Below are 24,689 nucleotides of genomic sequence, written 5' to 3'. Positions count from 1 at the left end.
AGACGGGTCTGCGCCGGTCGCGGACGCTCCGCAATCCTCAAACCCGCCAGTGTCACGCCTGCCAAGCCCATGGCCGGCCCCCGGTTGCCACGCTATCGAAGAAGGTAGCACAGGGGGCCGGGAGGTTCTACTCACGCAACTTGTGCTATTTGCGCTCGATCCGCACCAGCTTGCCGCCCGGGGCGCTGTCGTCCACCAGGGCATAGAGCCGGCCATCGGGCGCGGCTTCCACGTCGCGGGTGCGGCCCAGTTCCTCCTCCAGCAGGCGCTCACCGGCCACCACCTTGTCCCCCTCCACGTCCAGCCGGACGATGCCGCCGGCCAGCAGGGCCATGACGATGTCGCCCTTCCACTGGGGCATGCCGGAGCCGTCATAAAAGGCCATGCCGTTCACCGCCAGGGACGGCACGAAGTAGGTCTCCGGCTGGGCCACGCCAGCCTTCTCCGTGCCTTCCCCGATGGGCAGGCCCAGGCCGTAGGTCTTGCCGTAGGTGACCACCGGCCAGCCATAGTTCGTGCCGGGACGGATGATGTTGACCTCGTCCCCGCCCTGGGGACCATGCTCGTTGGCCCAGAGCAGGCCGGTGGAGGGCTGTAGGGCCAGCCCTTGCGGGTTGCGGTTGCCGAAGGTCCAGATTTCCGGCAGCGCGTCCTTGCGCCCGGCGAAGGGATTGTCGGCGGGGATGGTGCCGTCATCGTTCAGGCGGATGACCTTGCCCGAGGCATCCATCAGGTCCTGCGCCCGGTCCTTGTCACCCCGGTCGCCGATGGTGAAGTACAGCTTGCCGTCCTTGCCGAAGACCAGCCGGTTGCCGAAATGGTGGCGGCTGTTCACCACCGTGCCGCGGTAAAGCACCTGCATGTCGGTGAACTTGGCGCCCTGGTCCTTGAAGCGGGCGACGACGGTGCGGTTGCCGGACTTGGCATCCCGCGGCTTCGCCTCCCCGCCGGCACCGGGGGCCACCTTCTCTGCCCAGGACAGGTAGACCCAGCGGTTGTTGGCATAGTCCGGGTGCAGGGCCACGTCCAGCAGGCCGCCCTGCCCCATCTCCTCGATCTCCGGCAGCCCGTCCACCGGCTCCGGCAGCAGCTTGCCCTCCTGCACCACCCGCAGCTTGCCCGTGCGCTCCGTCACCAAGATGCGGCCGTCGGGCAGGAAGGCCATGCCCCAGGGGTGGTCCAGCCCCTCCACGACGGTGGTCACCTTCACGTCATGGCGGGCCTTGGGAGCCGGCAGGGTCTGGAACTCGGGCGGGGCGGCGAGCGCCGGGGCGGCCAACGCGGTGGTCAGGAACAGGGCCGTCAGGCCGGCGCGGCGGGTCATGCTCTCACTCTCCCGGTTCGTTCTTGCCCGGCAGAGATAAGGAGTCCGGTGCCTGCGGGAAAGGGGTGGCCCTCACGCACCGGGGGCGAAAGTCGCCAAGGCGTCCAGGTCGCCGGCCATGATGGCGGGGATGGCACGGGTGATCCGCTCCGGTTCCCAGTCCCACCAGCGCAGGGCCAGCAACCTCGCCACGACCTCCTCAGGAAAGCGCATCCTGACCAGCCGGGCCGGGTTGCCGGCCACGACGGCATAGGGCGGCACGTCCGCCGTGACCACCGACCGGGCGGCGACGATGGCCCCGTCACCGATCGTCACCCCGGGCATGACCAGCGCCTCGTACCCGATCCAGACATCGTTCCCCACCACCGTGTCGCCCTTGTGGGGGAAGTCGAGCCGGTCCAGGGGCACGCTGTCCCAGCCCTGGCCGAAGATGTTGAAGGGGTAGGTGGACAGGCCGCCCTGCGCGTGGTTGGCCCCATTCATGATGAAGCGGGTGCCCCAGGCGATGGCGCAGAACTTCCCGATCACCAGCCGATCGCCGGTGAAGTCGAAATGGTACAGGATGTTCTCCCGGAACCGCTCGGGCCCGCCGGGGTCGTCGTAATAGCTGTAGTCACCCACCTCCACGTTGGGCACGCCCGCCAGCAGCGGCTTCAGGAAGCCGACGCGGGGGTGGCCCTCCATGGGATGCGGGTCCAGGGGGTCGGGACCGACCGGCATGCGCCTATCCCTCCCCCGCCTCAGGCCGCAAGCGCCACCCCGACCCGCCGCCACATGGTGACGTGGGGGATGCCGCCGTCGTCATACTCCCCTCCCTCCGTGACGAAGCCGAAGGAGGCGTAGAAGTTCTGCAGGTGCGCCTGCGCCCCGATGCGCACGTCGGTGCGGGGATATTCCCGTTCCAGGAACCGCAAGCCCTCCGCCACCAGCCGCCGCCCCAGGCCCGTGCCGCGGGCGGCGGGGCCGACGACGATGCGGCCGATCAGGGCCGGCTCCTCCCCCCAGGGGCCGCGGGCACGCAGGCAGCCGATGAGCGCCCCGCCCGGCCGGTCGCGCACCATCAGGTGCCAGCAGGTCTGGTCCAGACCGTCCAGGTCCGGGTAGGCGCTCGCCTGTTCCACGATGAAGACCGACTGGCGGAAGGCCAGCAGCTCGTACAGTTGATGGACCGAGAGGTCCTCGAAAGCCGTCCAGCGCAGGTGCATGGCTTGGCTCCTTTCTTTTACCTTGGCCCATCCGTGGGGCGAAACATCGTTCTCCGCCGGGGCGGGTGCCGCCCTCAGCCCTTCCGTTCCTTGCGCCCAGCCCTGGCCACCAGTTCCGGTATGCCGCCCTCAGCTTGCTCCGCCAACAGGTCGTCCCGAAGCCGGGTCAGGGTCTCACCCAACCAGTTCTTGCCGCGCCATCGCGACGGAACTGTGGCGTCCGGGTCGTCGGCCGCGAGACCAATACCCCAGACAGTATCCAGTGGGCTTGCCTCTACGAGGATCGTCCCTGCCGTGTCGAGCAGCTGCCGCAACAGGTCACGGTGTGTCGTGAACTTGGCACGGTTGCCCCGATAGACGATTTCACGCGCATGCCTGTCCCAAACCTGCTGGTCAAAGCCGGAAACTTTTCGCCCGAGGGCCTTCTGGTCCCGTGGGTGGTCCGCTTCCAGAATTTGGCGGAGCCGCACGTCATCCCCGAACAGCCTGGCTTTGCTGGCCATCATGTACTGCTCGGCCGTGACGTACAGGATCCCGTCCAAGCAGAAGGGAGAGCGGTGCCATTGGGAGAAGGGGCCGTTCCAGAAAAAGGTGAACCGCTCTGCCATGTCACCGTCCCCGTCTCCTCCTTGCACCTTACTCCGCCGCTGCCAAAAAACCGCCGCTCTGCCGATGCCACAGGGCGGCGTAGCGGCCGCCCAGGGCCAGGAGCTGGCTGTGGGTGCCCTGCTCCACCACCTGCCCGCCCTCCAGGTAGAGGATGCGGTCCATGCCGGTGATGGTGGACAGGCGGTGGGCGATGGCGATCACCGTCCGCCCCTCCATCAGGGTCCACAGGGCCTCCTGGATCAGGTGCTCGCTCTCGCTGTCCAGGGCGGAGGTCGCCTCATCCAGCACCAGCACCTTGGCGTCCTTCAGCAGGGCACGGGCGATGGCCACCCGCTGGCGCTCCCCACCCGACAGCTTGATCCCCTGCTCCCCCACGATGGTGCCATAGGCCGTGGGGCGGCGGAGGATGAAGTCGTGGGCATGGGCCTGGCGGGCCGCCTGCTCCACCATCTCCTGCGGCGCGTCCTGGCGGCCATAGGCGATGTTGTCCCCGACGCTGCGGTGGAAGACACCCGGTTGTTGCGGCACCTCCGCTATGGCCGCGTTCAGGCTTTCCAGGGTGACAAAGGCGATGTCCTGCCCGTCCACCAGGATCTGCCCGCCCTGGGGCTCGTACTGGCGGCGCAGCAGCTTCACCAGGGTGCTCTTGCCGGCACCGGACCGGCCCACCAGCCCCACCTTCTCCCCCGGCCGGATCGACAGGTCCAGGCCCTGGAAGACCTTGGTGCCGTCGGGGAAGGCGAAGTGCAGGCCCTTCACCTCGATCCCGCCGTCGCGGACGGCCAGCGGCTTGGCGCCGGGGGCGTCCACGATCTCATGCGGGGCGGAGATGACCTCCAGCGCCTCCGACAGGGTGCCCAGCTCCTCGAAGAAGTTCAGCAGCCGGTCGGACAGGTGCCAGACGGTGCTGGAGATCTGGAAGGCCAGGGTGAAGACCAGCGTGAACTCCCCCACCGTCATCTGGCCGGCCAGGGTGCGGCCGATGGCCAGCCAGATCAGGGCCGCCAGCAGCAGGATGATGCTGGCCATCTGGAACAGCCGCATCAGCACCAGGAACCAGCGGAGCCGGCGGGAGCGGAACCGCTCCTCGTTGATCCAGTGCCCCAGGAAGCTGCGCTCGAACGCCGTGCGGGCGAAGCCGCGGACCAGGTCGGCGTTGGTGATGGCGTCCACGATCCGGCCGGAGGAGGAGCTGACCGCGTCGGACATGGCTTCCGACAGGTGGAAGCAGTGTCGCGCCAGCCAGGCGCTGACCCCCACATAGGCCAGCATCCACACGCCCAGGATGGCCGAGAAGAAGGGCGACGCCGTCCAGAGCAGGCCCAGGGACACCAGCAGCAGCACCAGCACCCGGATCACGTCGAACATCAGGATCTCGATGATCCCGAGGATGGCGTTGGCGCCCTGCTTGATCTTCTGGCCCAGCTTGCCGGCGAAGTTGTCCTGGAAGTAGGTGGGGCTGTGGCCCATCAGCCAGGCGAACATCCGCTTCTGCGCCAGCGCCCGGATGCTGGGCGAGGTGTAGATGTCGATCACCTGGTAGACGCGGTACATGCCGATGCCGCCGAACCAGATGCCCAGCAGGACCAGGAACCAGCCGGTCAGGCCCAGCCCCTCGATCGGCTTGCCGTCGGCCGCCGCGGTCAGGGCGTCCACCACCGCCTTCAGGGCATAGGGCTCGAACGCCTCGATGGTCTGGCCCAGCACGACGGCCAGGACCATCAGCGTCAGCCGTCCCAGGAACTTCTCCCGGATCAGGGCGGTGATGAAGCTGAAGGGCTTGCGGGGCAGCGGCCGGACCGGCTCCGCATCCTCCCAGGAGAAGGCGCGGTCCTGGTCCTCCAGGCTGTCGATGCGCACGGCGCGCATGGCCCGGTCGAGGCTGGGACGGAACAGGGTCGCGAACATGGGAGGATACTCCGGGGACGGCAAAGGCGGCGCCCCAGACCGGAACGCCGCCCGCTTGATACATCCGACGTCGGAATAGATGCCGATACATCCTAAGTCTGTCAACGGCAAAAATCCTTCTGCCACCCATCAAACCGGCTGATCCATGCGCTGCCCCGGCCGGGCCGGGGAACCGGGTGGCGAACGGGGCTGTTCCCCCGGGCATGTGCGCCACAGCCCGGAAGCCCCCCGTGACGACCCTGGAAACGTCCGACCCGGCCGAGACCAACGACCAGCCCGGCAGCATCCCGGTGGCCGGCGGTGCCGCGCCGCTGCTGACCGGGGCGCCGCCGCCCTCCTCCCACTTGGCCCCGCCGGAGGCGGACCAGTTCTATGCGGAGAGCCTTCGCATCCTGCGGGAGAGCGGGATCCCGTTCCTGGTGGCGGGCACCTTCGCGGTGAACTGCTATACCGGCATCAACCGCGCCACCAAGGACCTGGACATCTTCTGCAAGGCGGGGGACTTCCCCCGCATCCTGCTGCATTTCCAGGAGCGCGGCTTCGAGACCGAGATCGAGGATGAGCGCTGGATCGCCAAGGTCCGGCGCGGCCAGTGCTTCTTCGACGTGATCTTCAGCAGCGCCGTGGCCGTGGTGCCCATCACCGACGCCTGGTTCAAGGAAAGCCACCCGGCCCTGTATTACGGGGTGGAAGTCCAGCTCACCCCGCCGACGGAGATGATCTGGTCGAAGGCGCTGCTCCAGCTCCGCCACCGCTATGACGGGGCGGACGTGGCGCACATCATGTTGAAGCAGGCCGACCGGATCGACTGGCGCCGGCTGCTGAACCACATGGAGCAGTATTGGGAGGTGCTGCTGATGCACGTCCTGAACTTCCGCTTCATCTACCCGACGGAGCGGGACAACGTGCCCCGCTGGCTGTACGAGGAGCTGCTGGAGCGGGCCCGCATGCATGCCGACCTGCCCATCCCGCAGACCAAGGTCTGCCGTGGCCGGCTGTTCAGCCCCGTCGACTATGAGGTGGACGTGAAGCAGTGGGGCTTTGCCGACATCATCGGCGCCGCCCAGCCGGCCAGCGGCGTGGGGAGCTGAGCCATGGCGGACGACGTGATCATCGCCCCGGGGCCCCTGCGGGTGGCCGCCATCGGCGACGTCCATGCCAGCCCCAACCAGCGGGGCCAGTGGCGCGACGCCTTTGCCGAAGTGGGGCACTCGGCCGACGTGCTGTGCCTGTGCGGCGACCTGACCAACATCGGCACCGCGGCCGAGGCGGAGGCCCTGGCCGAGGATTTGCGCGGCATCGCCATCCCCGTCCTGGCGGTGCTGGGCAACCATGACCACCAGTGCGACAAGCCGGAGGAGATCGAGAAGGTGCTGCGCGACGCCGGGGTCAAGTTCCTGGAGAACGAGACCCATGTGGTGAAGGGCGTGGGCTTCGCCGGGGTGAAGGGCTTCGGCGGCGGCTTTGACGGCAAGATGCTGGACGCCTTCGGCGAGTCCGCCATCAAGCAGTTCGTGCAGGAGGCCATCGACGAATCCCTGCGGCTGGAGCACGCGCTGAAGCAGTTGGAAACGGAGCGCAAGGTGGTGGTCCTGCACTATGCCCCCATCTGCGAGACGGTGGTGGGGGAGCCGGAGGCCATCTTCCCCTTCCTCGGCTCCTCCCGCCTCGCCGAGACCATCGACCGCTTCGACGGCGTGAAAGCCGTGTTCCACGGCCACGCCCACCGCGGCACCTATGCCGGGCATACCCGCGCCGGGAACCCGGTGTTCAACGTGGCCGCACATATCGAGAAGCCGACGGGGAAGCCGTATGCGCTGGTGGAGGTGTGAGGGCCGGGATGCGTGACGGCAGGTGACATAAGGAGACCTTAAGGTGACCAAAGGTGACGCTTAAGGTGACGTATGTCTCCTTCCAAGCTGTTGGATTCGTTGATGTCTGTCGCTTAAGGAGACAAAGGTGACCGGTCCGGTTTTGTGTCTCGTTTAGGGGTGCGGACAGTTTGGGACATGGATGCACACGGATGGTGCCCGGATCGTCCCGGATGTGCTGGGGGATGGACCTGTGCAAGACCCGGCGCCGGGGTGGGCGCGTCTGACATGGTGGCATGGGATAGGAAGATTGTCCATGTTCCGGGTGATTAGCCCGCCCGATGTCAATCCGGGCCTGACCCTATGGGCAGGAAGTTGGGACTGAACCGAGAGTGACAAAAACACCACCGCGTCCCCGCGAAGGCGGGGGTCCACAGCTCTTGACCCGATGCGGGCCGTCACCGTGTTTGAAAAACAGTGGGCCCCCGCCTTCGCGGGGGAAGCACAGAAAACCTCAGGCCAGTTAGCTTGGCACCATGGGGTCAAGCCCGGGGTGACCTGACGTGCCCTGCACCTAGGTTACTTGTCCGCCAGCGCCGGCGGCCAGACGATGGTGAAGCGTTCCAGGACCATGGGTTCGTCCGGGGCCAAGGGGCGGCCGAACTTGGCGCGGACATAAGGGTCGAAATAACGGAGATGCGCGTCCCGCCACCAGGCGAGGCTCAGGTCTCCCTCCCCCTCCGCCCGGGCGAACCCCTCGTCCACCTAGTCGAAGGGCCGGACCTCGCAGGCCGTGTAGCGCAGGATGCAGGCGGGCTGCCCCCGACCGTCCACCACCACCTCATGGTAGCCGGACCGGTCCCACGGCGCCCCCTCCGCCTCATACTCCACCAACACCCCCGCCGTGGCCCGCTTGGCCCCGGACAGGATGGGCACCAACAACTCATCCGCCATGGCCGCCCCGCTGCCGAAGGCGAAGGCGCCATGGGGCGTGTCGGGGGCCAAGCCGGTGGCGGTGCAGTAGGCTGACCACATGGCCGCGACGGCGGTGGGGTCAGGGGTGACGTCGGGCTCGAGGGGGGTGATGGTGGACATGGGCTTCCGGAAGCTTGCGGTAGCAGGGATACGCCCGCACACCCGTTGTCGCCAGGGATGAGCTATGCCACCCTTTGCCGGAATGGGATAGAGGTGGTGCGGTGGAGCTTCTCAAATCCTTGAAGGAGCAGGTGGCGCAAGGCGAGGTACTGGTGGTGGCCGGTGCGGGCGTGGGCATGGCCGCGGCGCCGGGGATGCCCTTCACCAGTTGGAAGGGGCTGGTCCGGCACGGGTTGGAGCGGGCGAAGGAGCTTGGGCGGATTACCCAAAAGCAGCTCGATGGCAGGTTGGCTGACCTGGACGATGAGGACATAGTCACGCTGCTCAATGTGGCAGAGTTCCTACAGGCCAAGCTCACCCCGCCCGGTGAGTTTTCGCGATGGCTGAGGGATACGGTGGGCAGCCTGACGGCTGCCGATCCCGCCCTGCCCCGGGCCATCGCGCGGCTGGCCGAACCGGGAAACCGGCTGTCCACCACCAACTACGATTCGCTGTTGACCGAGGTAACGGGCTGCCAGCCCATCCTGGTCAGTGATGTGGCGAAGGTTGGTGACTTCATCCAGCGCGACCGCAAGGGCATCCTGCACCTGCATGGCCATTGGGAGACACCAGGCAGCGTCGTGCTGGGCATCCGGGACTACGCCCGCACGCTCGGGCATGGCTTCACCCAGGTCCTCCAGCAATCCTTTGCCATGCATACGTCGCTGCTGTTCGTCGGGTGCGGAGGCACGGTGGACGACCCGAACCTGGGGCAGCTGCTGGAATGGATCGACACCATCCTGCCGGAAACGCACCATCGGCACTATCTGCTGTGCCGGGAAAGCGAGGTTCCGGGATACCAGGACCGTGGCTGGCAACGCCTGTACCCCGTCCCCTTCGGCAAGAACCATGGCGACCTGCCGGGCTTCCTGACCGGCCTGCTGCCCAAGGCGGCGCCAAGCCTGCCACCCGCAGCCAAGGCAGCCCCCCCACCCCTGGTCGGCCGCCTGCCCCCCAAGCCGCCGCACTTCACCGGCCGGGTGACGGAGTTGGCGCAGGCCAAGGCGGCGCTGCTGGCGGCCCCGCCGGTCCCCGTAGCCCTGTTGGGCGGCGGCGGCATGGGCAAGTCCGCCCTGTCCCTGGCAGTCGCCCATGACCGGGAGATATTAGGCCACTATCCGCGGCGGCTGTTCGTGAAGCTGGAAGGCGCCAGGACCGCCGGCGACATGGTGCAACTGGTGTCCCAGGCGCTGGGGCTGGAGGTGGGGCCAGACCCAATGCCCCGCACCCTGGCCGCCCTGGCGGCGCAACCGACCCTGCTGATCCTGGACAATGCCGAGACGCCATGGGAGGCGGAAACGCTTGGCACAGAAGAGGCGCTGTCGGAACTCGGCACGGTCCCCGGCGTCGGCCTGATCCTGTCCATCCGGCGAAACGCGGCGCCCGCGGGGCTGGCATGGGAGAGGGTGTCGCTGATCCCCCTGCACCCCGACGAAGCACGGGCCTTGTTCCTGGAGATTGCCGGAAAGGGGCTCGCCAACGACAAGAACCTGCCGACCCTGCTGAAGGCCGTTGACGGCATCCCGCTGGCCCTGACGCTGCTGGCGCATCTGGCGCAGGGTGAAATGAGCCTGGACGATTTGTGGAAGAGTTGGCAGCGGCAGCGGGCCGGCCTGTTGCAACGGGGGCCGGGGGACGACCGGACGGTCAATTTCAAGGCGTCTTTGGCCCTGTCGCTCAACAGCCGCCAGTTCAGCGACGCGGCGCGCCGGTTGGCGTCCCTGCTGGGCTGGCTGCCCGATGGGCTGACGCCGGAGATGCGGGATGAACTGTTGCCGGAGGATGGTGCGCAAGGCGCCAGGGCCTTGCGGCATCTGGGGCTGGTGATTGAGACGGGTGGGCGGTTACGACTGCTCGTGCCAGTCCGGGAGTGCATTGTGGAGGGGATGCCGCCAGATCATGGGGATCGGGATCGGTTGCTGGGCCTGTTCCTGAAATTGGCGGAGGATGGAGATAAGGCAGGCACGACAGGGGGTGCCGAGGCGATCCAGCGGCTGACGCCGGAATTCTTCAATGTGGAGGCAATTCTGGAGCGGCAACTGTCGATGCTGCCCTGTGATCGATTGCATTCCGCCGTCGCTGGCTTCGCTGAGTTTCAGCGCTTCACCGGGATGGGCTCCGCCACTCTTATTCATCAGGCCATCGATCAGGCGCGGAAGGAAGGGAACGTGCGCGTCCAGGCTCGTTGGCTACTCTATGCTGCCAACCTGTCCTTAACCCGTTCCGACCATGACGGCGCCAGGGAGCGCTTCGAGCAGGCGCTGACGCTTTATCAGCAGGTGGGCGACCCGCTGGGCGAGGCGAACTGCATCCGGAGCCTGGGCGACATCGCCCTGCGCCGCTCCGACCATGACGGCGCCCGCACTTGTTACGAGCAGGCGCTGCCGCTTTACCAGCAGGTAGGCGCCCGGTTGGGCGAGGCGAACTGCATCCAGGGCCTGGGCGACATATCCCTTTACCGCGCTGACTATGACGGCGCCCGCACGCGCTTCGAGCAGGCGCTGACGCTCTACCAGCAGGTGGGCGACCGGCTGGGCGAGGCGAACTGCATCAAGAGCCTGGGCGACATATCCCTTTACCGCGCTGACCATGACGGCGCCCGCACGCGCTTCGAGCAGGCGCTGACGCTCTACCAGCAAGTGGGCGACCGGCTGGGCGAGGCGAACTGCATCCAGCGCCTGGGCGACATCGCCCTGCGCCGCTCCGACCATGACGGCGCCCGCACGCGCTTCGAGCAGGCGCTGACGCTCTACCAGCAGGTGGGCGACCGGCTGGGCGAGGCGAACTGTATCATTAGCCTAGGCGACATCGCCCTGCGCCGCTCCGACCATGACGGCGCCCGCACGCGCTTCGAGCAGGCGTTGCCGCTCTACCAGCAGGTGGGCGACCGGCTGGGCGAGGCGAACTGCATCAAGAGCCTGGGCGACATCGCCCTGCGCCGCTCCGACCATGACGGCGCCCGCACGCGCTTCGAGCAGGCGCTGACGCTCTACCAGCAGGTGGGCGACCGGCTGGGCGAGGCGAACTGCATCAAGAGCCTGGGCGACATCGCCCTGCGCCGCTCCGACCATGACGGCGCCCGCACCCGCTTCGAGCAGGCGCTGACGCTCTACCAGCAGGTGGGCGACCGGCTGGGCGAGGCGAACTGCATCCAGCGCCTGGGCGACATATCCCTTTACCGCGCTGACCATGACGGCGCCCGCACGCGCTTCGAGCAGGCGCTGACGCTCTACCAGCAGGTGGGCAGCCGGCTGGGCGAGGCGAACTGCATCCAGAGCCTGGGCGACATCGCCCTGCGCCGCTCCGACCATGACGGCGCCCGCACGCGCTTCGAGCAGGCGCTGACGCTCTACCAGCAGGTGGGCGACCGGCTGGGCGAGGCGAACTGCATCCAGCGCCTGGGCGACATATCCCTTTACCGCGCTGACCATGACGGCGCCCGAACGCGCTTCGAGCAGGCGCTGACGCTCTACCAGCAGGTGGGCAGCCGGCTGGGCGAGGCGAACTGCATCCAGAGCCTGGGCGACATCGCCCTGCGCCGCTCCGACCATGACGGCGCCCGCACCCGCTTCGAGCAGGCGCTGACGCTCTACCAGCAGGTGGGCGACCGGCTGGGCGAGGCGAACTGCATCAAGAGCCTGGGCGACATCGCCCTGCGCCGCTCCGACCATGACGGCGCCCGCACCCGCTTCGAGCAGGCGCTGACGCTCTACCAGCAGGTGGGCGACCGGCTGGGCGAGGCGAACTGCATCCAGCGCCTGGGCGACATATCCCTTTACCGCGCTGACCATGACGGCGCCCGCACGCGCTTCGAGCAGGCGCTGACGCTCTACCAGCAGGTGGGCAGCCGGCTGGGCGAGGCGAACTGCATCCAGAGCCTGGGCGACATCGCCCTGCGCCGCTCCGACCATGACGGCGCCCGCACGCGCTTCGAGCAGGCGCTGACGCTCTACCGGCAGGTGGGCGACCGACTGGGCGAGGCGAACTGCATCAAGAGCCTGGGCGACGTGGTTCGGGCGACGGATGCCCGGCAAGCCCGGTCCCATTTTCTGGAAGCTCTGGCGCTTTATCAGCGAATTTCTGCCCCGTTCTCGATCGGCTTCACGTATCTCGCATTGTCAGAAGTCGCCGACAGCGAGGACGAGGCGGCGCGGTGCAGGGAGGCGGCGCGGGCGGTGTGGATGGGGGCGGGGCTTGACTATCTGGTCAGGGAGTATTTGCCGACAGACGAATGAGGCGGTGGCCCGCGGTTGACGGCGGGGGCTGCCTGCGCCGCTTGTCCGCTGCCGCCCCCTGGGCATGAGGGCTTTCCCGCGAGGGGCCCGGGTCAACCCCGGGGTGACATCAGGCGCCTTGCAGGGCTACTCCCCCACCCCGTCGGCCACCACGCGGTTCCTGCCGTTGCGCTTGGCCTGGTAGAGGGCCGTGTCGGCGCGGCGGAGTAGGCTGTCACCGGACTCCGGCTTGCCATCGGCATCCAGGGTGCCGTCGGCGACGGCCACGCCGATGCTGATGCTGATGGTGATCTGGCCCACGGGAGCGGAGACGGGGAACGGCGTCTCCGCGATGCGACGGCGCAGGCGTTCGGCCACGTTCAGGGCCTGCACCAGGTCCGTGTCGGGCATCACCACGACGAACTCCTCACCGCCCAGCCGGGCGACCAGGTCGAAGTTGCGCAGGTTGCGGCTGGCCCGGTTGGCCACTTCCTTCAGCACCTCGTCGCCAACGCCGTGGCCATAGGTGTCGTTGACGATCTTGAAATGGTCGATGTCGAACAGCAGGGCCGCCACCGGCTTCTGGTTGCCGCCGCCGCGGTCCAGCAGGCGCGGCAGGTGGGCGGACAGGTAGCGGCGGTTGAACAGGCCGGTCAGGCTGTCCGTCAGGGCCAGGGACAGGCTCTGCTCATAGTTCGCCCGCAGCCGGTCCTGGTAGCGCTTGCGCCGGACCTGGGTGCGGGTGCGGGCCAACAGCTCGTTCCGGTCGATCGGCTTGATCAGGTAGTCGTTGGCGCCAAGCTCCAGCCCCTTGGCGATCCGGTCCATGTCCGTCTCATCCGCCAGCAGCAGAACGGGCACCTGCCGGGTGCGCTCATGGCTGCGGAGCTGGGAACACAGGCGCAGCCCGTCCTCCCGCATCAGGGTCAGGCTGATGACGATCAGCTCGAAATCCTCTGCCAGCGCCATCTCCAGCGCGGCGGCGCAGCTCTCGGCTGCCACGGTGCTGTTGCGGTCGCGGGCCAGGGTCTCGGTGATCTTGTCCAGGTCAATGGCGCTGTCTTCCACCACGAGGCAGCGCGCACCCTCGGCGGACTGGGTCTGCACCGAATCGGTGGCGACGAGCATGCCGAGCTGGCCGGAGGTGCTCTCCCGCAGCCGCCACTCGTCCATCATCATCTTCAGCCGGACCAGGGACCGGACGCGGGCGAACAGGGCCACGTCGTTCACCGGCTTGGTCAGGAAGTCGTCCGCCCCCGCCTCCAGCCCGCGCACCCGGTCCGATACGTCGGACAGGGCGGTGACCATGACCACGGGGATATGCATGATCGCCGGGTCGGAGCGGATGCGCTCACACACCTCGAACCCGTCCATGCCAGGCATCATCACGTCCAGCAGGATGATGTCCGGCGACTGCGCCTTGATGCGTTCCAGCGCCTCGGGGCCGCTGTTCGCGGTCACCACCTCGAAGTACTCGCGCGTCAGCTTCGCCGCGAGCAGCTTCACATTGGGGAGGACGTCATCAACGACGAGGACCCGAGCCGACATGGTCTTTTCTTATCCACCGGCCCGGGCGGAACCGGGCTCATCCAAGGAAACGTTGGACTGTCTGCAAGAATTTGGCAACGGAGATTGGCTTGGCGATGTAATCTTCACAACCTCCATCGCGTATCCTTTCCTCATCCCCCTTCATCGCGAAAGCCGTGACGGCGACCACGGGTATTGACCGCAGGTCGTCATCTTCCTTGATCCACTTGGTCACTTCCAGCCCCGAGACCTCGGGAAGCTGGATGTCCATCAGGATCAGATCCGGCCGGTGCTGCCGCGCCAGCTTCAACGCCTCCATCCCGTCCTTCGTCTGCAGGGTGACGTACCCGTGCGCCTCAAGCAGGTCGTGGAAGAGTTTCATGTTCAGCTCGTTGTCTTCCACGATCAGCACGCGCTTGGGCGTGAAGGTGGTCGACTCCGTGCCTACCCCGTTTGACTGCGCACACATTACGACGCTCCCGGGACACAGACAATCGGGATGGGCCACGGCTACCGTCCCGGCCGCGGGCCCTGCTTTGCCTGCACCAATTTTAACCCAAAAGGTTAATCGGCTGTTACCACTTTCGGAAGCGGCATCCTATGTCGGGCGGCAAGCCCGCGTAGCAGAACAGGCAAAGGTTAAGGAACCTGTGACGGGAACGCGACGGCGTACCGCCGGGCCGCCAGGGTCCGCCGCGACTCAGTGTCTGTAGGAAAGGGTCAGGGCAGGCCGAGCGGGGACTCAGCAGGGCCCCTTGGGCCGGCGCTCCAGGCTTTCCAGCTCCACGTCCACCTTGAACTCGCCATAGTCGATGACCATCGAGCGGACGACCCCGTTTTCCAGCAGGACGAGGGAGGTCTCGTACTCCGGCAGGGCTTCCAGCGGGTCCGTGGGGAAGAAGGCGAGGAAGACCTGCCACGCCTTGCCCTTCAACAGCTCGGCGGCGTCCACCTGGGCCGGCGCCACCGGGCGCGGCTTGCCGATCAGGGCGCCGACGCCGCTGGGCCCGTCAGACTCGGCGCCATCGAAGACCGGTGCCGAGAGGAAGGTCTCCGGCGTGTTCACCTGGGCCAGCAGCTTCAGCGTGTGGGCCGTGGGGAACATGGTGCCGGGGGCCAGCTTGACCTCCTTGGCCTCCGGCTTGCTGAACCGGGCGACGCCTCCCTGGCCGCCGTCCAGGGTCGCCTCCCCCCGCAGTTCCTCTTCCAGCTCGCCGTTGCTGAGCTTCTTCACGTTAAAGCGGTAGGACCGGCCGTCCTTCGCCTCCCACGTGGCGTAGCTGGTGTTCAGCTCCATCTGCTCGCCCTCGGCGTAGATGAAGTTGACCTGGAAGCGCTGTTCAATGGTCCAGGCGTCGCAGGAGTCGTTCCAGGCAAAGGTCATCTTGCCGTCCACGCCGCTGACGGGGCTTTGCGAACGGGCCGATGCCAGGGAGAGCTTGTAGGTCGCCAGATGGGGGGCGATGTCCGGGACCGCCTGGGCAGACCAGGCGGGCATGGCGGCGGCGAGGGTGAGCACCGCGGCACCGGCGAGGTGGGCGAGCTTCGGGCGGGCGGCGATTTTCGTCACGCGGAACCACGGGGCTGCGGAAGCTGGAGCGCCATTGTCCCCCTCCGCCGGGCCGACGCAAGGGGTTTCGCGCGCCCCGCACGGGGGACCCCGCCCGGCAGCCCTTGCCCCACGGGTCCGGCCGGTCCGGCAAAAGCTGCCGGTCGGCGAAGGTCGCCGGCCTGACAATCCAGTCTAACCAATTGATAATGCAACTAAATCCGGCTGGCACGGCGGTTGCCACTGCTCGGGTGAGCTTGACCAGAGTTCGGAGCACCGCCATGACCCCGCTCGATTCCGCCCTGCCGCATGAGTTGGTGACGGACCTGCACCTGCCGGTGGCCCGCCGTCGCCCGTCGCTGCCCCCAAGCCTGATCCCGTTGGAGTTGCCTTCGGAGAGCCAAGGCGCCCTGCTGCGGGATGCCATCCGCCGGCTGAGAGACGCGGAGGCCACCATCGCCGAGCAGCGGGAGCGGATCGAGCACCTGGAAACCCTGTCCATGACGGACGAGCTGACCGGCCTGCTGAACCGGCGCGGCCTGATGGACGCCTTCCGGCGGGAGTTGGCGGGCGCCATGCGCGGCGGAAGCGGCGGCGTGCTGGTCATGGTGGACCTGGACGGCTTCAAGGCCATCAACGACACCCATGGCCACCTCTGCGGCGACCAGTACCTGCGCCAGGTGGCCAAGGTGCTGAAGCAGAATGTCCGCGCTCAGGACGTGGTCGCGCGGTTGGGCGGGGACGAGTTCGTGGTGCTGCTCACCCGCACCGCCGCCGACAAGGGTGAGGCCCGGGCCGAGGCGCTGGCCAAGCGCTTCCATGCCGCCGCCTGCCCGTGGCAGCGCCAGTCCCTGCCGCTGTCCGCCAGCTTCGGCGTGCAGCCCTATGCCCCCCATGACGACGCGGACAAGGTGATGCGCCAGGCGGACGCGGCCATGTACCGGGTAAAGTCCACGCGGAAGGCCGCGCGCTGACCCGGGTGGCGGTTGACCGGCAAGACCCCGGCGGGAATGGGAAAGGGCGCGGGACCAAGTCCCGCGCCCTTGTCTTTCGTGGCCGGAAGTTCAGCCCTGCACGGCCTTCTTCGGCAGGTCCAACTTGATGTGCAGTTCCTTCAGCCGCTCCGGCGCCACGCTGTTGGGGGCCTGCATCAGCAGGTCCTCCGCGCGCTGGTTCAGCGGGAAGACGATGACCTCGCGGATGTTCGGCTCATCGGCCAGCAGCATGACCATGCGGTCGATGCCGGGGGCGGAGCCGCCGTGCGGCGGGGCGCCCAGCTTGAAGGCGCTGAGCATGCCGCCGAACTTGGCCTCCAGGTCCTCCGCCGTGTAGCCGGCGATCTCGAACGCCTTGTACATGATCTCCGGCTTGTGGTTCCGGATGGCGCCCGACGACAGCTCCACGCCGTTGCAGACGATGTCGTACTGGAAGGCCTTGATCTCCAGCGGGTCTTTGGTCAGCAGCGCCTCCAGCCCGCCCTGGGGCATGCTGAAGGGGTTGTGGCTGAAATCGATGCGCTTCCGCTCCTCGTCGTACTCGTACATGGGGAAGTCGACGATCCAGCAGAACTCGAACTTGGTCTTGTCGATCAGGTCCAGCCGGTTGGCGATCTCCGTCCGCGCCTGGCCGGCCAGCTTGGCCGCGGGACCAGCCTGGTCGCAGACGAAGAACACGGCGTCGCCGTCCTCCAAACCGGCTGCGGCGCGCAGGTCGGCTTGGGCCGCCTCCGGCACGAACTTGGCGATGGGGCCGGTGCCCTGGCCGTCCTTGAAGATGATGTAGCCGAGGCCCGGCGCGCCCAGGCCGCGGGCCCAGTCGTTCAGCTTGTCATAGAAGCTGCGGGGCTGGTCGGCCACGCCGGGCACGCCGATGGCGCGGACCACGCCGCCCTTCTCGATCACGCCCTTGAAGGCCTTGAACTCCACGTCCGGCCGCTGGAACACGGCGGTCACGTCGGTGATGACCAGCGGGTTGCGCAGGTCCGGCTTGTCGGAGCCGTACTTCAGCATCGCCTCGTCATAGGGGATGCGGGTGAAGGGGTACGGGCTGACCGTCTTCTTCACCCCGGTGAAGTCCTTGAACTCCTCGAAGATGCCGTGGATGACGGGCTCGATGGCGGCGAACACGTCCTCCTGCGTCACGAAGCTCATCTCGAAGTCGAGCTGGTAGAACTCGCCGGGCGACCGGTCGGCGCGGCTGTCCTCGTCGCGGAAGCAGGGGGCGATCTGGAAATAGCGGTCGAAGCCGCTGACCATCAGCAACTGCTTGAACTGCTGCGGCGCCTGCGGCAGGGCGTAGAACTTGCCGGGGTGGTTGCGGCTGGGCACCAGGAAGTCGCGCGCCCCTTCCGGGCTGCTGGCGGTCAGGATGGGCGTCTGGAATTCGGTGAAGCCCTGGTCGATCATCCGGCGGCGGACGCTGGCGATCACGTGGCTGCGCAGCAGGATGTTGCGCTGCATCTTCTCCCGCCGCAGGTCCAGGAAGCGGTAGCGCAGGCGCAGCTCCTCCCCGCGTCCTGGTCGCTGTTCACCTGGAGCGGCAGTGGGTCGGCCGCGCTCTGCACCTCCAGGTCCTGCACCTGCACCTCGATGTGGCCGGTGGGCAGCTTCTCGTTGATGGTCTCTGCCGTGCGCTTCACCACCTTGCCGGTCACGGTGATGACGGACTCCAGCCGCAGGGACTCCGCCGTCTTGAAGTGGGGGCCGGAGATGTCCAGCACGCACTGGGTCAGGCCGTAATGGTCCCGCAGGTCGATGAACAGCAACTGCCCATGGTCGCGCTTGCGGTTGACCCAACCGGACAGGCGCACGATGGCGCCAGCGTCGGTGTCGCGGAGTTGGCCACAGGTGTGGGTGCGGTAGGCGTGCATATCGGGCGACCGATCCAGGGGCAATGGCGGTTGGGCCCGCGGGATACGGTCCGCAGGCGGCGGCGCGCAACACCGCACGGATGCGGGCGGCTTGTCAAGGTGGGGCGGGCCGCCGGGCAGACCAAGAAGGTACACGGCGTTGTCACCTATCGGCTTCCGTTCGGGCCGCTTGGTCGTGTAAACACCCGATATGACCCTGATCACGACGACATCCGACCTCGCCGCCTTCATCGACCGCCAAAAAGGTGCCGACTACGTCACCGTCGACACCGAGTTCATGCGGGAGAAGACCTACTGGCCCCAGCTCTGCCTCGTGCAGGTGGCGGGGCCGAAGGAAGCCGCGGCCATCGACCCCCTCGCCCCCGGGATGGATCTGGCGCCCCTGTTCACCCTGCTGGACGACCCGGGCGTGCTGAAGGTGTTCCACGCGGCGCGGCAGGACGTGGAAATCTTCTTCCACCTGACAGGCCGCATCCCTGCCCCGCTGTTCGACACGCAGGTCGCCGCCATGGTCTGCGGCTTCGGCGACTCGGTGGGGTATGAGACGCTGATCACCAAGCTGACCAATGCCAGGATCGACAAGTCCAGCCGCTTCACCGACTGGGCCGCCCGGCCGCTGACCGACCGGCAGCTGCAATACGCCCTGTCCGACGTGGTCCACCTGCGCCCGGCCTATGAGAAGCTGGCCCGCAAGCTGGCCAAGACCGGCCGCCAGGGCTGGCTGGGGGAGGAGATGGGCATCCTCACCGACCCGGACACCTACCGGCTGGAGCCGGCGGACGCCTGGAAGCGGCTGAAGGTGCGGACCGAGAAGCCCCGCTTCCTGGCCATCCTGAAGGAAGTCGCCGCGTGGCGGGAGCGGGAGGCCCAGCGCAAGGACCTGCCGCGCCAGCGCGTCCTGCGGGACGAGGCGCTGATGGAGATCGCCGCCCATGCCCCCACCAGCGTGGACGACCTTGCCCGCACCCGCGGCCTGGGCGAGGGGCTGGCCCGCGGCCGCTATGGCACGGAGATCCTGGCCGCCGTGCAGGCCGCCCTGTCCATCCCCGACCGGGAGCTTCCCCGGCCCGAACCACGGCCGGAGATGCCGCCGGGCCTGACCCCCATCGTAGAGCTGCTGCGCGTCCTGCTGAAGATGGTCTGCGACGAGAATGAGGTGGCCAGCCGCCTCGTCGCCAACGCCGCCGACCTGGAGTCCATCGCCGCCGACGATAACGCCAATGTCCCCGCCCTGTCCGGCTGGCGGCGGGAGCTGTTCGGCGACGCCGCCCTGCGCCTGAAGCACGGGCACCTTGCCCTGGCCATCAGCGACAAGCGGGTGAAGCTGGTGGACCTGAAGGGCTGAGGGTCCTTACCGTCCCTCAAGCGCCGGGCGCCGCATCCGCGGCTTGGCTTACGCAGCCATGAGGCCGCGCGGCAGCCGCCGCCGCCAGGACCTGATGCCCGGCGGCATCAGGCCCTCACACCCCGAACGGCATCACCTCCACCCGCCCGCGATCAGCGACCAGCAGGCTGCCCTCCGGCACCTCGGTCCATTGCTCCGTGTCCTCATCCAGCGGTTCGGAGAGGACGAGGACGCCGTCCTGGCCCTTGCCGAAGCGGATTTTCCCCTCCGCGCATTCCAGGACACTGCCCCGGGCCCAATAGAGGCTGGGGGACTTGCCGTCGCTGGACCAGCGCACGGCGTAGATCTTCCGCCCGTCGGAGCAGGCGGCGGTCATGCGGAAGGGCTCCGTCGCCCCCTCCGCCGCCATCAGGCCCAGCACCTGGCGGATGGCGCGGGCGAACGCGCCGGCCGGGTCCTCCGCGAAGCCATGGCCCAGCAGCAGGTAGAACAGCGCCTCGGAGTCGGTGGAGCCCTCGCGGTGCTTGTACAGGCGCTTGTCGATGCCGCCCTCCACCGCCTGGCGGATGTCGGTCCAGCCGCCCACTTGGCCGTTGTGCATGAACAGCCACTTGTCATAGCGGAACGGGTGGCAGTTCAGCCGCGCCGTGGCCGGGCCGGTGGAGGCGCGGACATGGGCGAAGAACAGGGGCGAGCGGATCTGCTCGGCTAGCGACCGCAGGTTGGCGTCGTTCCAGGCGGGCATGGTGTCGCGGTACAGGCCCGGCTGGTCCAGGTGGCCGTACCAGCCCAGGCCGAAGCCGTCGCCGTTGGTCGGCGCGATGCTGCGCTGGGCCGACAAGCTCTGCCGGATCAGCGAGTTGCACGGCTTGAACAGCAGCGTGTCCATGGCGATCGGTTCACCGCCATAGGCGAGCCACCGGCACATCGCGAACCCCCTTGCTCCCGTCATGGCCTTGTGGGGATCGCGTCCCCTTGGCCCATACCCTAGCGTAGGCATCGGTTTTGGGCGGGACAAGGGCGGGGTTAGGGCGCGCCGATGGTTGTCCCCTCCCCCGCCAGGAAGGGGTATGATGGCCGGACCATAAGGGAGGAGTTTCGAGAATGAGTGTGTCGGGTCTGCTCTATCCCATGGCGGCGCTTGTCTTCTTCACCTTCGCCGTGGCCTGCCGAGTCCTTTACCTGCGGGTGGGGGCGGTGAAGTCGGGCCAGATCAAGCTGTCCCACTTCAAGGCCATGACCGGGGCGGAGCCGCCGGGCCCCGTGGCCGCCGCGGCCCGGGCGCTGAACAATTTGTTCGAGGCGCCGCCGGTTTTCTATGCCGGTTGCGTGGCCGTGCTGGCCCTGGGAAAGGCGGACGGGCTGTTCGTCGCCCTGGCCTGGGCCTATGTGGCGGCGCGGGTGGTGCAGGCCTTCATCCACCTGTCCTACAACGACGTCCGGCATCGGCTGTTCGCCTATCTCACGGGCTGGGCGGTGCTGCTGCTCCTGTGGGGCCGGCTGGTCCTGGTGGCGGGGTAAGTCAATGAGCGACCTCCAGGCATTCACCGGTGGCCCGTCGGTGATCGGGCTCATCCGGCGCTTCCCCGTGCCCTTGCTGGTCGCGGGCGTCTCGCTGGTCGCCAACGTATGGATGGGCTTGAAGCGCCAAAGCCTGGGGGATGAACCCTTCGACCCGGCCGTCCTCGCATGCTTCTTCGTGGCCACGGCCTGCACCGCCTTCGGGGAGCGGCGGGGCCCGGGGGACGCGACGCGGCACGGCCTCGCCTTGGGCGGGGCCGCCCTGACCTTCGCCCTGGGCACCCTGGGTGGCCTCGCCGAGGTGGAGCTTGGCCTGCTGCTGGTCGCGAGCCTGCTGTCGGCCGCCATCGCCGTCGCCGGGCCCGGAAAGGAGGGGGACGCGGTGACGCGGAATGCCAACGCGCGCGCCTGGGTTGGGGCCGGGTTGGGCATCCTGATCGGCGTCGCCACGCTTCTTGCCTTCTTCGCCTTGGCGGGGGCCCTGAAGGTGCTTTTCGGCGTGAAGGTGCAAGGCATCATCCCCTACTACGTCAGTTGCTTCGTGGCGCAGGCGGTGGCGCTGGCCGGGATCCCGCGCCCGGACCAGGACGCCGACCCCTTCGAGCCCGGGGCCCTCCGCTTGGCCATCGTCTGGCTGTTGGTGCCCCTTGCCGGGGCCTATGTGCTGCTGGTCCACCTCTATGCCTTGTTGATCCCGATCCGGGGGGCCGTTCCCAACGGGGAGATCGGCATGCTGGCGGGGGCGCTGGGGGTGGTCGGGCTGGCGGCCTGGCTGGCGGCCCATGCCCCGGACCAGGGGCGGCCACGGCATGTCCGGCTGTTCCTGCGCCTGTTCTTCCCGGGACTGGTGCTGCCGACGGGGCTGCTGGCCTTCGCGGTGTACGAGCGCGTCGCGGCCCATGGCTGGACGGCGGACCGGGTGACGCTTGCCCTGGCCGCCTTCTGCTTCGCCCTGTCCATCGGCTGGTGGGTCGCCCGCCACCGTTTCGACCTGGGGACGAGGTCGTTGCTGGGCATCGGCTGCGCGGTCCTGTTGCTGGGTACCGTGGGCCCCCTATCCGCCGGCGCCCTGACCGGGCGGAGCCAGGTTGTCCGGCTGGAGGCGGAGCTGGCCCAGGCGGGCGTGCTGGTCGGGGGCGTCCTGCAGGTGGGCGAGAGGGTCCTGCCGGACAGCGTGAACCAGGAGGTCTCCGCCGCCGTCGATGCCCTGGTCGAGGCGGGGGAGACATGGCGCCTCGAGCGCTGGCTTCCGGAGGTCGGGCAACTGTCGGGCGCGAAGTACATCACGGAGCGGCTGGGCGCCCAGTACATCGGTCCGTGGGACCGCCGGCGGGCCCCGAAGCGCCAAGCCGGCGGCGGCGAGGCGCCGTCCCCGCCCGCCACCTCGATCCGTGCCGCCCTGCCGACGGACAGGGCCGTCGGGCTGGACACGACCGGCTTCACCCGGGTCCGCCACGTTGTCTTCGTCTGGTCTGAGAAAGGCATGCCCCAAGCCAGCCCGGTACCCATCCCCTGGTTGGAGGCGGGCTGGGAGGATGGCTTGGCTATCGACCTGGGCGGGGACACGCGGTACCGGCTGGCCCCCCTCGACCTCCTTCGGGTCAAGCCGGACGAGGCCGGGGTGGCGGGGTTCCTTGATGTCTCCGGGCCCGCCCGGCGGGTGCGGGTCCATGTCGTGCAACTGTCCCTGCGCCAGGAGGACGGGGCACCGCCCCGGCTCCAAAAGCTGAAGCTGCTGCTGCTGGAGGGCCCGCCGGGCTGAGTTGGGCCGAAACGCCGCCGCCGCTGTTTCCTGATGCGGACGCCCAACCAAGGTTGGCGGGGCGCGAACCGATTGGAGGCAGCGATGAACGAGGACAAGGCCAAGGGCCGCTTCGATGAGGCCAAGGGCAAGCTGAAGGAGTCTGCCGGCGACCTGACCGGTGACCCGGCGCTGCGCCGCGAGGGTCGCGAGGACCAGGCGTCGGGCAAGATCGACCAGATGAAGGGCCACGTGAAGGACGCCATCCGCGACCTCAAGCGCTGATGGCCCCTCAGGCTGCATCCCAGTCCGACCTTGAATCGCCCGGCCGCGTCCTGCGGCCGGGCGAAACCTGTTGGCGCATCGAGCATGCCGGGCGCTTCGCCACCATCGTGGACGCCGCCGACTATTTCGCCGCGGCGCGCGAGGCGCTGATGAAGGCGGAGCACCAGGTGATGCTGGTCGCCTGGGACTTCGACACGCGGATCAAGCTGGACCCCGACGCCCCCCGGCGCGGGCCGCCGCGGCAGTTGGGGCGGTTCCTGGCCTGGCTGGTGCGCGCCAAGCCCCACCTGCGCATCCATGTGCTGAAGTGGCGCTACGCCATGTTCAATGCCACCTTCCGCGGCATGGCGCCCCTGTTCGTCCTGGACTGGCTGGCCGGGGACCGGCTGCAGTACCGGCTGGCGTCGGACCATCCGGTGGGGGCCTGCCACCACCAGAAGATCCTGGTGATCGACGACACCCTGGCCTTCTGCGGCGGGATCGACATGACGTCGGACCGCTGGGACACCAGCGAGCACCTGGACTATGACCACCACCGGCGGCGGCCCAGCGGGCTGCGCTACCAACCCTTCCACGACGTGACCACCGCCGTGGACGGCGACGCGGCCAAGGCGCTGGGGGAGCTGGCCCGGGAGCGCTGGCGGCATGCCACCGGCGTGCAGCTTCCCGCCCCCACCCCGGGCAAGGATGCCTGGCCGGAGCGGCTGCGGCCGCTGATGACCGACGTGCGGCTGGGCATCGCCCGCACCCAGCCGGCCTTCGCCGACCAGGAGGAGGCCCATGAGGTGGAGGCCCTGTGGCTGGCCGCCATCCGCGGCGCCCGGCGGCGCATCTACCTGGAAAGCCAGTACTTCGCCTCCCGCCTGATCGCCAAGGCCATCCTGGAGAAGGTGCAGGACCCGGACGGGCCGGAGGTGGTGGTCATCAACCCCACCGAGGCCAATGGCTGGCTGGAGGAGCAGGCCATGGGCACCGCCCGCGACCATTTGGTCGCCGCCCTGCGCGCCGCCGCCCCGCCCGGCCGCTTCGGCATCTACGCCCCCCTGACCGCCCGCGGCCGGAAGATCTATGTCCATGCCAAGGTGCTGGTGGTGGACGACCGGCTGCTGCGGGTGGGGTCCAGCAACGTGAACAACCGGTCCATGGGCCTGGACACGGAATGCGACATCGCCGTGGAGGCCGAGACCGACGAGCAGGCCCAGGCCATTGCCAGCTTCCGGTACCGGCTGCTGGCCGAGCACCTTGGCAGCAGCGTCAACGAGGTACGGGCGGCGGAGGCGCAGCACGGCTCCATGGTCGCGGTGGTGGAGGCCATGCGCCAGCGCCCGGGGCGGACCCTGATGCCCCTGCACAGCGACGGGCTGGGCCCCGCCGGTGCCTTCGTCGTGGAGGCCGAGCTGCTGGACCCGGAACGGCCCCGCTGGCCGCTGCAATCCCTGATCCACCAAGTGGATTGGAGCTGGGCCCACCGGAAGCGGCGGCGGTGACTAACCTTACCTTAAGGTGACCAAAGGTGACGCTTAAGGTGACGCGTGTCTCATGACAGAGTGTTGATATTGCTGGGCTTTACGCCTTAAGGAGACTAACGCGACCGGTTTCGGATTGTGTCTCCGTTGTCTCCTTAAGGGGTGGGATCGAGACAGTGCC

At 68.3% G+C, this 24,689-nt stretch carries 18 protein-coding genes and 2 pseudogenes; 9 read left to right on the top strand and 11 right to left on the bottom strand.

Annotation, left to right across the window (positions count from 1 at the left end; translation table 11 throughout):
• Positions 1–145 precede the first annotated feature (145 nt).
• The 5 genes from HHL28_RS05200 to HHL28_RS05180 form a co-directional block, all read right to left on the bottom strand.
• On the bottom strand, positions 146–1,324 hold the full coding sequence (locus HHL28_RS05200; protein ID WP_075769205.1) for a PQQ-dependent sugar dehydrogenase: 1,179 nt from the start codon (positions 1,322–1,324) through the stop codon (positions 146–148).
• 72 nt (positions 1,325–1,396) lie between these two features.
• The gene (locus HHL28_RS05195) at positions 1,397–2,044 is read right to left on the bottom strand and encodes a CatB-related O-acetyltransferase (RefSeq protein WP_075769204.1); all 648 of its coding nucleotides are present in this window, start codon (positions 2,042–2,044) and stop codon (positions 1,397–1,399) included.
• A 20-nt stretch (positions 2,045–2,064) separates the two neighbouring features.
• Positions 2,065–2,529 carry a GNAT family N-acetyltransferase gene (locus tag HHL28_RS05190; protein WP_075769203.1) on the bottom strand — a complete coding sequence of 155 codons (465 nt, stop codon included), beginning with the start codon at positions 2,527–2,529 and terminating at the stop codon, positions 2,065–2,067.
• Between the two features lie 74 nt (positions 2,530–2,603).
• Positions 2,604–3,137: an NADAR family protein gene (locus HHL28_RS05185; RefSeq protein WP_075769202.1), complete on the bottom strand. Its 534-nt coding sequence runs from the start codon at positions 3,135–3,137 to the stop codon at positions 2,604–2,606.
• A gap of 28 nt (positions 3,138–3,165) precedes the next feature.
• Positions 3,166–5,046, bottom strand: coding sequence for an ABC transporter ATP-binding protein (locus HHL28_RS05180; RefSeq protein ID WP_083698813.1), 1,881 nt, complete (start codon positions 5,044–5,046; stop codon positions 3,166–3,168).
• Positions 5,047–5,276: 230 nt separating this feature from the next.
• On the opposite strand from HHL28_RS05180, the gene HHL28_RS05175 reads away from it, so the two are divergent.
• Positions 5,277–6,137, top strand: a complete 861-nt coding sequence (locus HHL28_RS05175) for a nucleotidyltransferase family protein (protein WP_404326559.1) — start codon at positions 5,277–5,279, stop codon at positions 6,135–6,137.
• Positions 6,138–6,140: 3 nt separating this feature from the next.
• Positions 6,141–6,878, top strand: a complete 738-nt coding sequence (locus HHL28_RS05170) for a metallophosphoesterase family protein (protein ID WP_075769201.1) — start codon at positions 6,141–6,143, stop codon at positions 6,876–6,878.
• A gap of 558 nt (positions 6,879–7,436) precedes the next feature.
• Here the strand turns inward: HHL28_RS05170 and HHL28_RS18365 are convergent.
• A pseudogene (locus tag HHL28_RS18365) lies at positions 7,437–7,811 on the bottom strand (ASCH domain-containing protein).
• Between the two features lie 242 nt (positions 7,812–8,053).
• On the opposite strand from HHL28_RS18365, the gene HHL28_RS05155 reads away from it, so the two are divergent.
• Positions 8,054–12,226, top strand: a complete 4,173-nt coding sequence (locus tag HHL28_RS05155) for a tetratricopeptide repeat protein (RefSeq protein ID WP_169654833.1) — start codon at positions 8,054–8,056, stop codon at positions 12,224–12,226.
• A gap of 126 nt (positions 12,227–12,352) precedes the next feature.
• Here HHL28_RS05155 and HHL28_RS05150 read toward each other — a convergent pair whose 3' ends face one another.
• From HHL28_RS05150 to HHL28_RS05140, 3 genes are all read right to left on the bottom strand, one after another.
• Entirely contained in the window at positions 12,353–13,753 is a 1,401-nt protein-coding gene (locus HHL28_RS05150; RefSeq protein ID WP_075771578.1) for a PleD family two-component system response regulator, read from the bottom strand.
• 37 nt (positions 13,754–13,790) lie between these two features.
• Entirely contained in the window at positions 13,791–14,201 is a 411-nt protein-coding gene (locus tag HHL28_RS05145) for a response regulator (protein ID WP_075771577.1), read from the bottom strand.
• Positions 14,202–14,474: 273 nt separating this feature from the next.
• Positions 14,475–15,302, bottom strand: coding sequence for a cell envelope integrity EipB family protein (locus HHL28_RS05140; protein WP_169654831.1), 828 nt, complete (start codon positions 15,300–15,302; stop codon positions 14,475–14,477).
• 260 nt (positions 15,303–15,562) lie between these two features.
• On the opposite strand from HHL28_RS05140, the gene HHL28_RS05135 reads away from it, so the two are divergent.
• Entirely contained in the window at positions 15,563–16,255 is a 693-nt protein-coding gene (locus HHL28_RS05135; protein WP_083699178.1) for a GGDEF domain-containing protein, read from the top strand.
• Positions 16,256–16,345: 90 nt separating this feature from the next.
• On the opposite strand, the pseudogene aspS reads toward HHL28_RS05135, so the two are convergent.
• Positions 16,346–18,150: pseudogene (gene aspS / locus HHL28_RS05130) on the bottom strand (aspartate--tRNA ligase).
• 190 nt (positions 18,151–18,340) lie between these two features.
• On the opposite strand from aspS, the gene rnd reads away from it, so the two are divergent.
• Entirely contained in the window at positions 18,341–19,495 is a 1,155-nt protein-coding gene (gene rnd, locus HHL28_RS05125; protein ID WP_075771575.1) for a ribonuclease D, read from the top strand.
• Positions 19,496–19,610: 115 nt separating this feature from the next.
• Here rnd and HHL28_RS05120 read toward each other — a convergent pair whose 3' ends face one another.
• Complete coding sequence (locus HHL28_RS05120; protein ID WP_075771574.1) at positions 19,611–20,423, bottom strand: class II glutamine amidotransferase; 813 nt, start codon at positions 20,421–20,423, stop codon at positions 19,611–19,613.
• A gap of 176 nt (positions 20,424–20,599) precedes the next feature.
• On the opposite strand from HHL28_RS05120, the gene HHL28_RS05115 reads away from it, so the two are divergent.
• The 4 genes from HHL28_RS05115 (at position 20,600) to HHL28_RS05100 (ending at position 24,529) form a co-directional block, all read left to right on the top strand.
• Positions 20,600–21,016 (top strand): MAPEG family protein, encoded by a 417-nt coding sequence (locus tag HHL28_RS05115; RefSeq protein WP_083699177.1) that lies wholly within the window; start codon positions 20,600–20,602, stop codon positions 21,014–21,016.
• A 4-nt stretch (positions 21,017–21,020) separates the two neighbouring features.
• Positions 21,021–22,778 carry a DUF4153 domain-containing protein gene (locus HHL28_RS05110; RefSeq protein WP_075771573.1) on the top strand — a complete coding sequence of 586 codons (1,758 nt, stop codon included), beginning with the start codon at positions 21,021–21,023 and terminating at the stop codon, positions 22,776–22,778.
• A gap of 84 nt (positions 22,779–22,862) precedes the next feature.
• Positions 22,863–23,042, top strand: a complete 180-nt coding sequence (locus HHL28_RS05105; RefSeq protein WP_075771572.1) for a CsbD family protein — start codon at positions 22,863–22,865, stop codon at positions 23,040–23,042.
• Complete coding sequence (locus tag HHL28_RS05100) at positions 23,042–24,529, top strand: phospholipase D-like domain-containing protein (RefSeq protein ID WP_075771571.1); 1,488 nt, start codon at positions 23,042–23,044, stop codon at positions 24,527–24,529. The genes HHL28_RS05105 and HHL28_RS05100 overlap by 1 nt, the downstream gene beginning before the upstream one ends.
• The last annotated feature ends 160 nt before the right edge of the window (positions 24,530–24,689 follow it).

Source organism: Aerophototrophica crusticola (genome assembly GCF_012913305.1).
Lineage (GTDB): Bacteria > Pseudomonadota > Alphaproteobacteria > Azospirillales > Azospirillaceae > Niveispirillum > Niveispirillum crusticola.
The sequence above is the reverse complement of the archived record's forward strand: the minus strand, read 5'-3'. Positions and strand labels throughout refer to the sequence as shown.

Excerpts from the sequence above, each read along its gene's own strand:
- HHL28_RS05200 (WP_075769205.1), bottom strand. The coding sequence starts at position 1,324 with ATGACCCGCCGCGCCGGCCTGACGGCCCTGTTCCTGACCACCGCGTTG.
- HHL28_RS05195 (WP_075769204.1), bottom strand. The coding sequence starts at position 2,044 with ATGCCGGTCGGTCCCGACCCCCTGGACCCGCATCCCATGGAGGGCCAC.
- HHL28_RS05190 (WP_075769203.1), bottom strand. The coding sequence starts at position 2,529 with ATGCACCTGCGCTGGACGGCTTTCGAGGACCTCTCGGTCCATCAACTG.
- HHL28_RS05185 (WP_075769202.1), bottom strand. The coding sequence starts at position 3,137 with ATGGCAGAGCGGTTCACCTTTTTCTGGAACGGCCCCTTCTCCCAATGG.
- HHL28_RS05180 (WP_083698813.1), bottom strand. The coding sequence starts at position 5,046 with ATGTTCGCGACCCTGTTCCGTCCCAGCCTCGACCGGGCCATGCGCGCC.
- HHL28_RS05170 (WP_075769201.1), top strand. The coding sequence starts at position 6,141 with ATGGCGGACGACGTGATCATCGCCCCGGGGCCCCTGCGGGTGGCCGCC.
- HHL28_RS05150 (WP_075771578.1), bottom strand. The coding sequence starts at position 13,753 with ATGTCGGCTCGGGTCCTCGTCGTTGATGACGTCCTCCCCAATGTGAAG.
- HHL28_RS05145 (WP_075771577.1), bottom strand. The coding sequence starts at position 14,201 with ATGTGTGCGCAGTCAAACGGGGTAGGCACGGAGTCGACCACCTTCACG.
- HHL28_RS05135 (WP_083699178.1), top strand. The coding sequence starts at position 15,563 with ATGACCCCGCTCGATTCCGCCCTGCCGCATGAGTTGGTGACGGACCTG.
- rnd (WP_075771575.1), top strand. The coding sequence starts at position 18,341 with ATGACCCTGATCACGACGACATCCGACCTCGCCGCCTTCATCGACCGC.
- HHL28_RS05120 (WP_075771574.1), bottom strand. The coding sequence starts at position 20,423 with ATGTGCCGGTGGCTCGCCTATGGCGGTGAACCGATCGCCATGGACACG.
- HHL28_RS05115 (WP_083699177.1), top strand. The coding sequence starts at position 20,600 with ATGAGTGTGTCGGGTCTGCTCTATCCCATGGCGGCGCTTGTCTTCTTC.
- HHL28_RS05110 (WP_075771573.1), top strand. The coding sequence starts at position 21,021 with ATGAGCGACCTCCAGGCATTCACCGGTGGCCCGTCGGTGATCGGGCTC.
- HHL28_RS05105 (WP_075771572.1), top strand. The coding sequence starts at position 22,863 with ATGAACGAGGACAAGGCCAAGGGCCGCTTCGATGAGGCCAAGGGCAAG.
- HHL28_RS05100 (WP_075771571.1), top strand. The coding sequence starts at position 23,042 with ATGGCCCCTCAGGCTGCATCCCAGTCCGACCTTGAATCGCCCGGCCGC.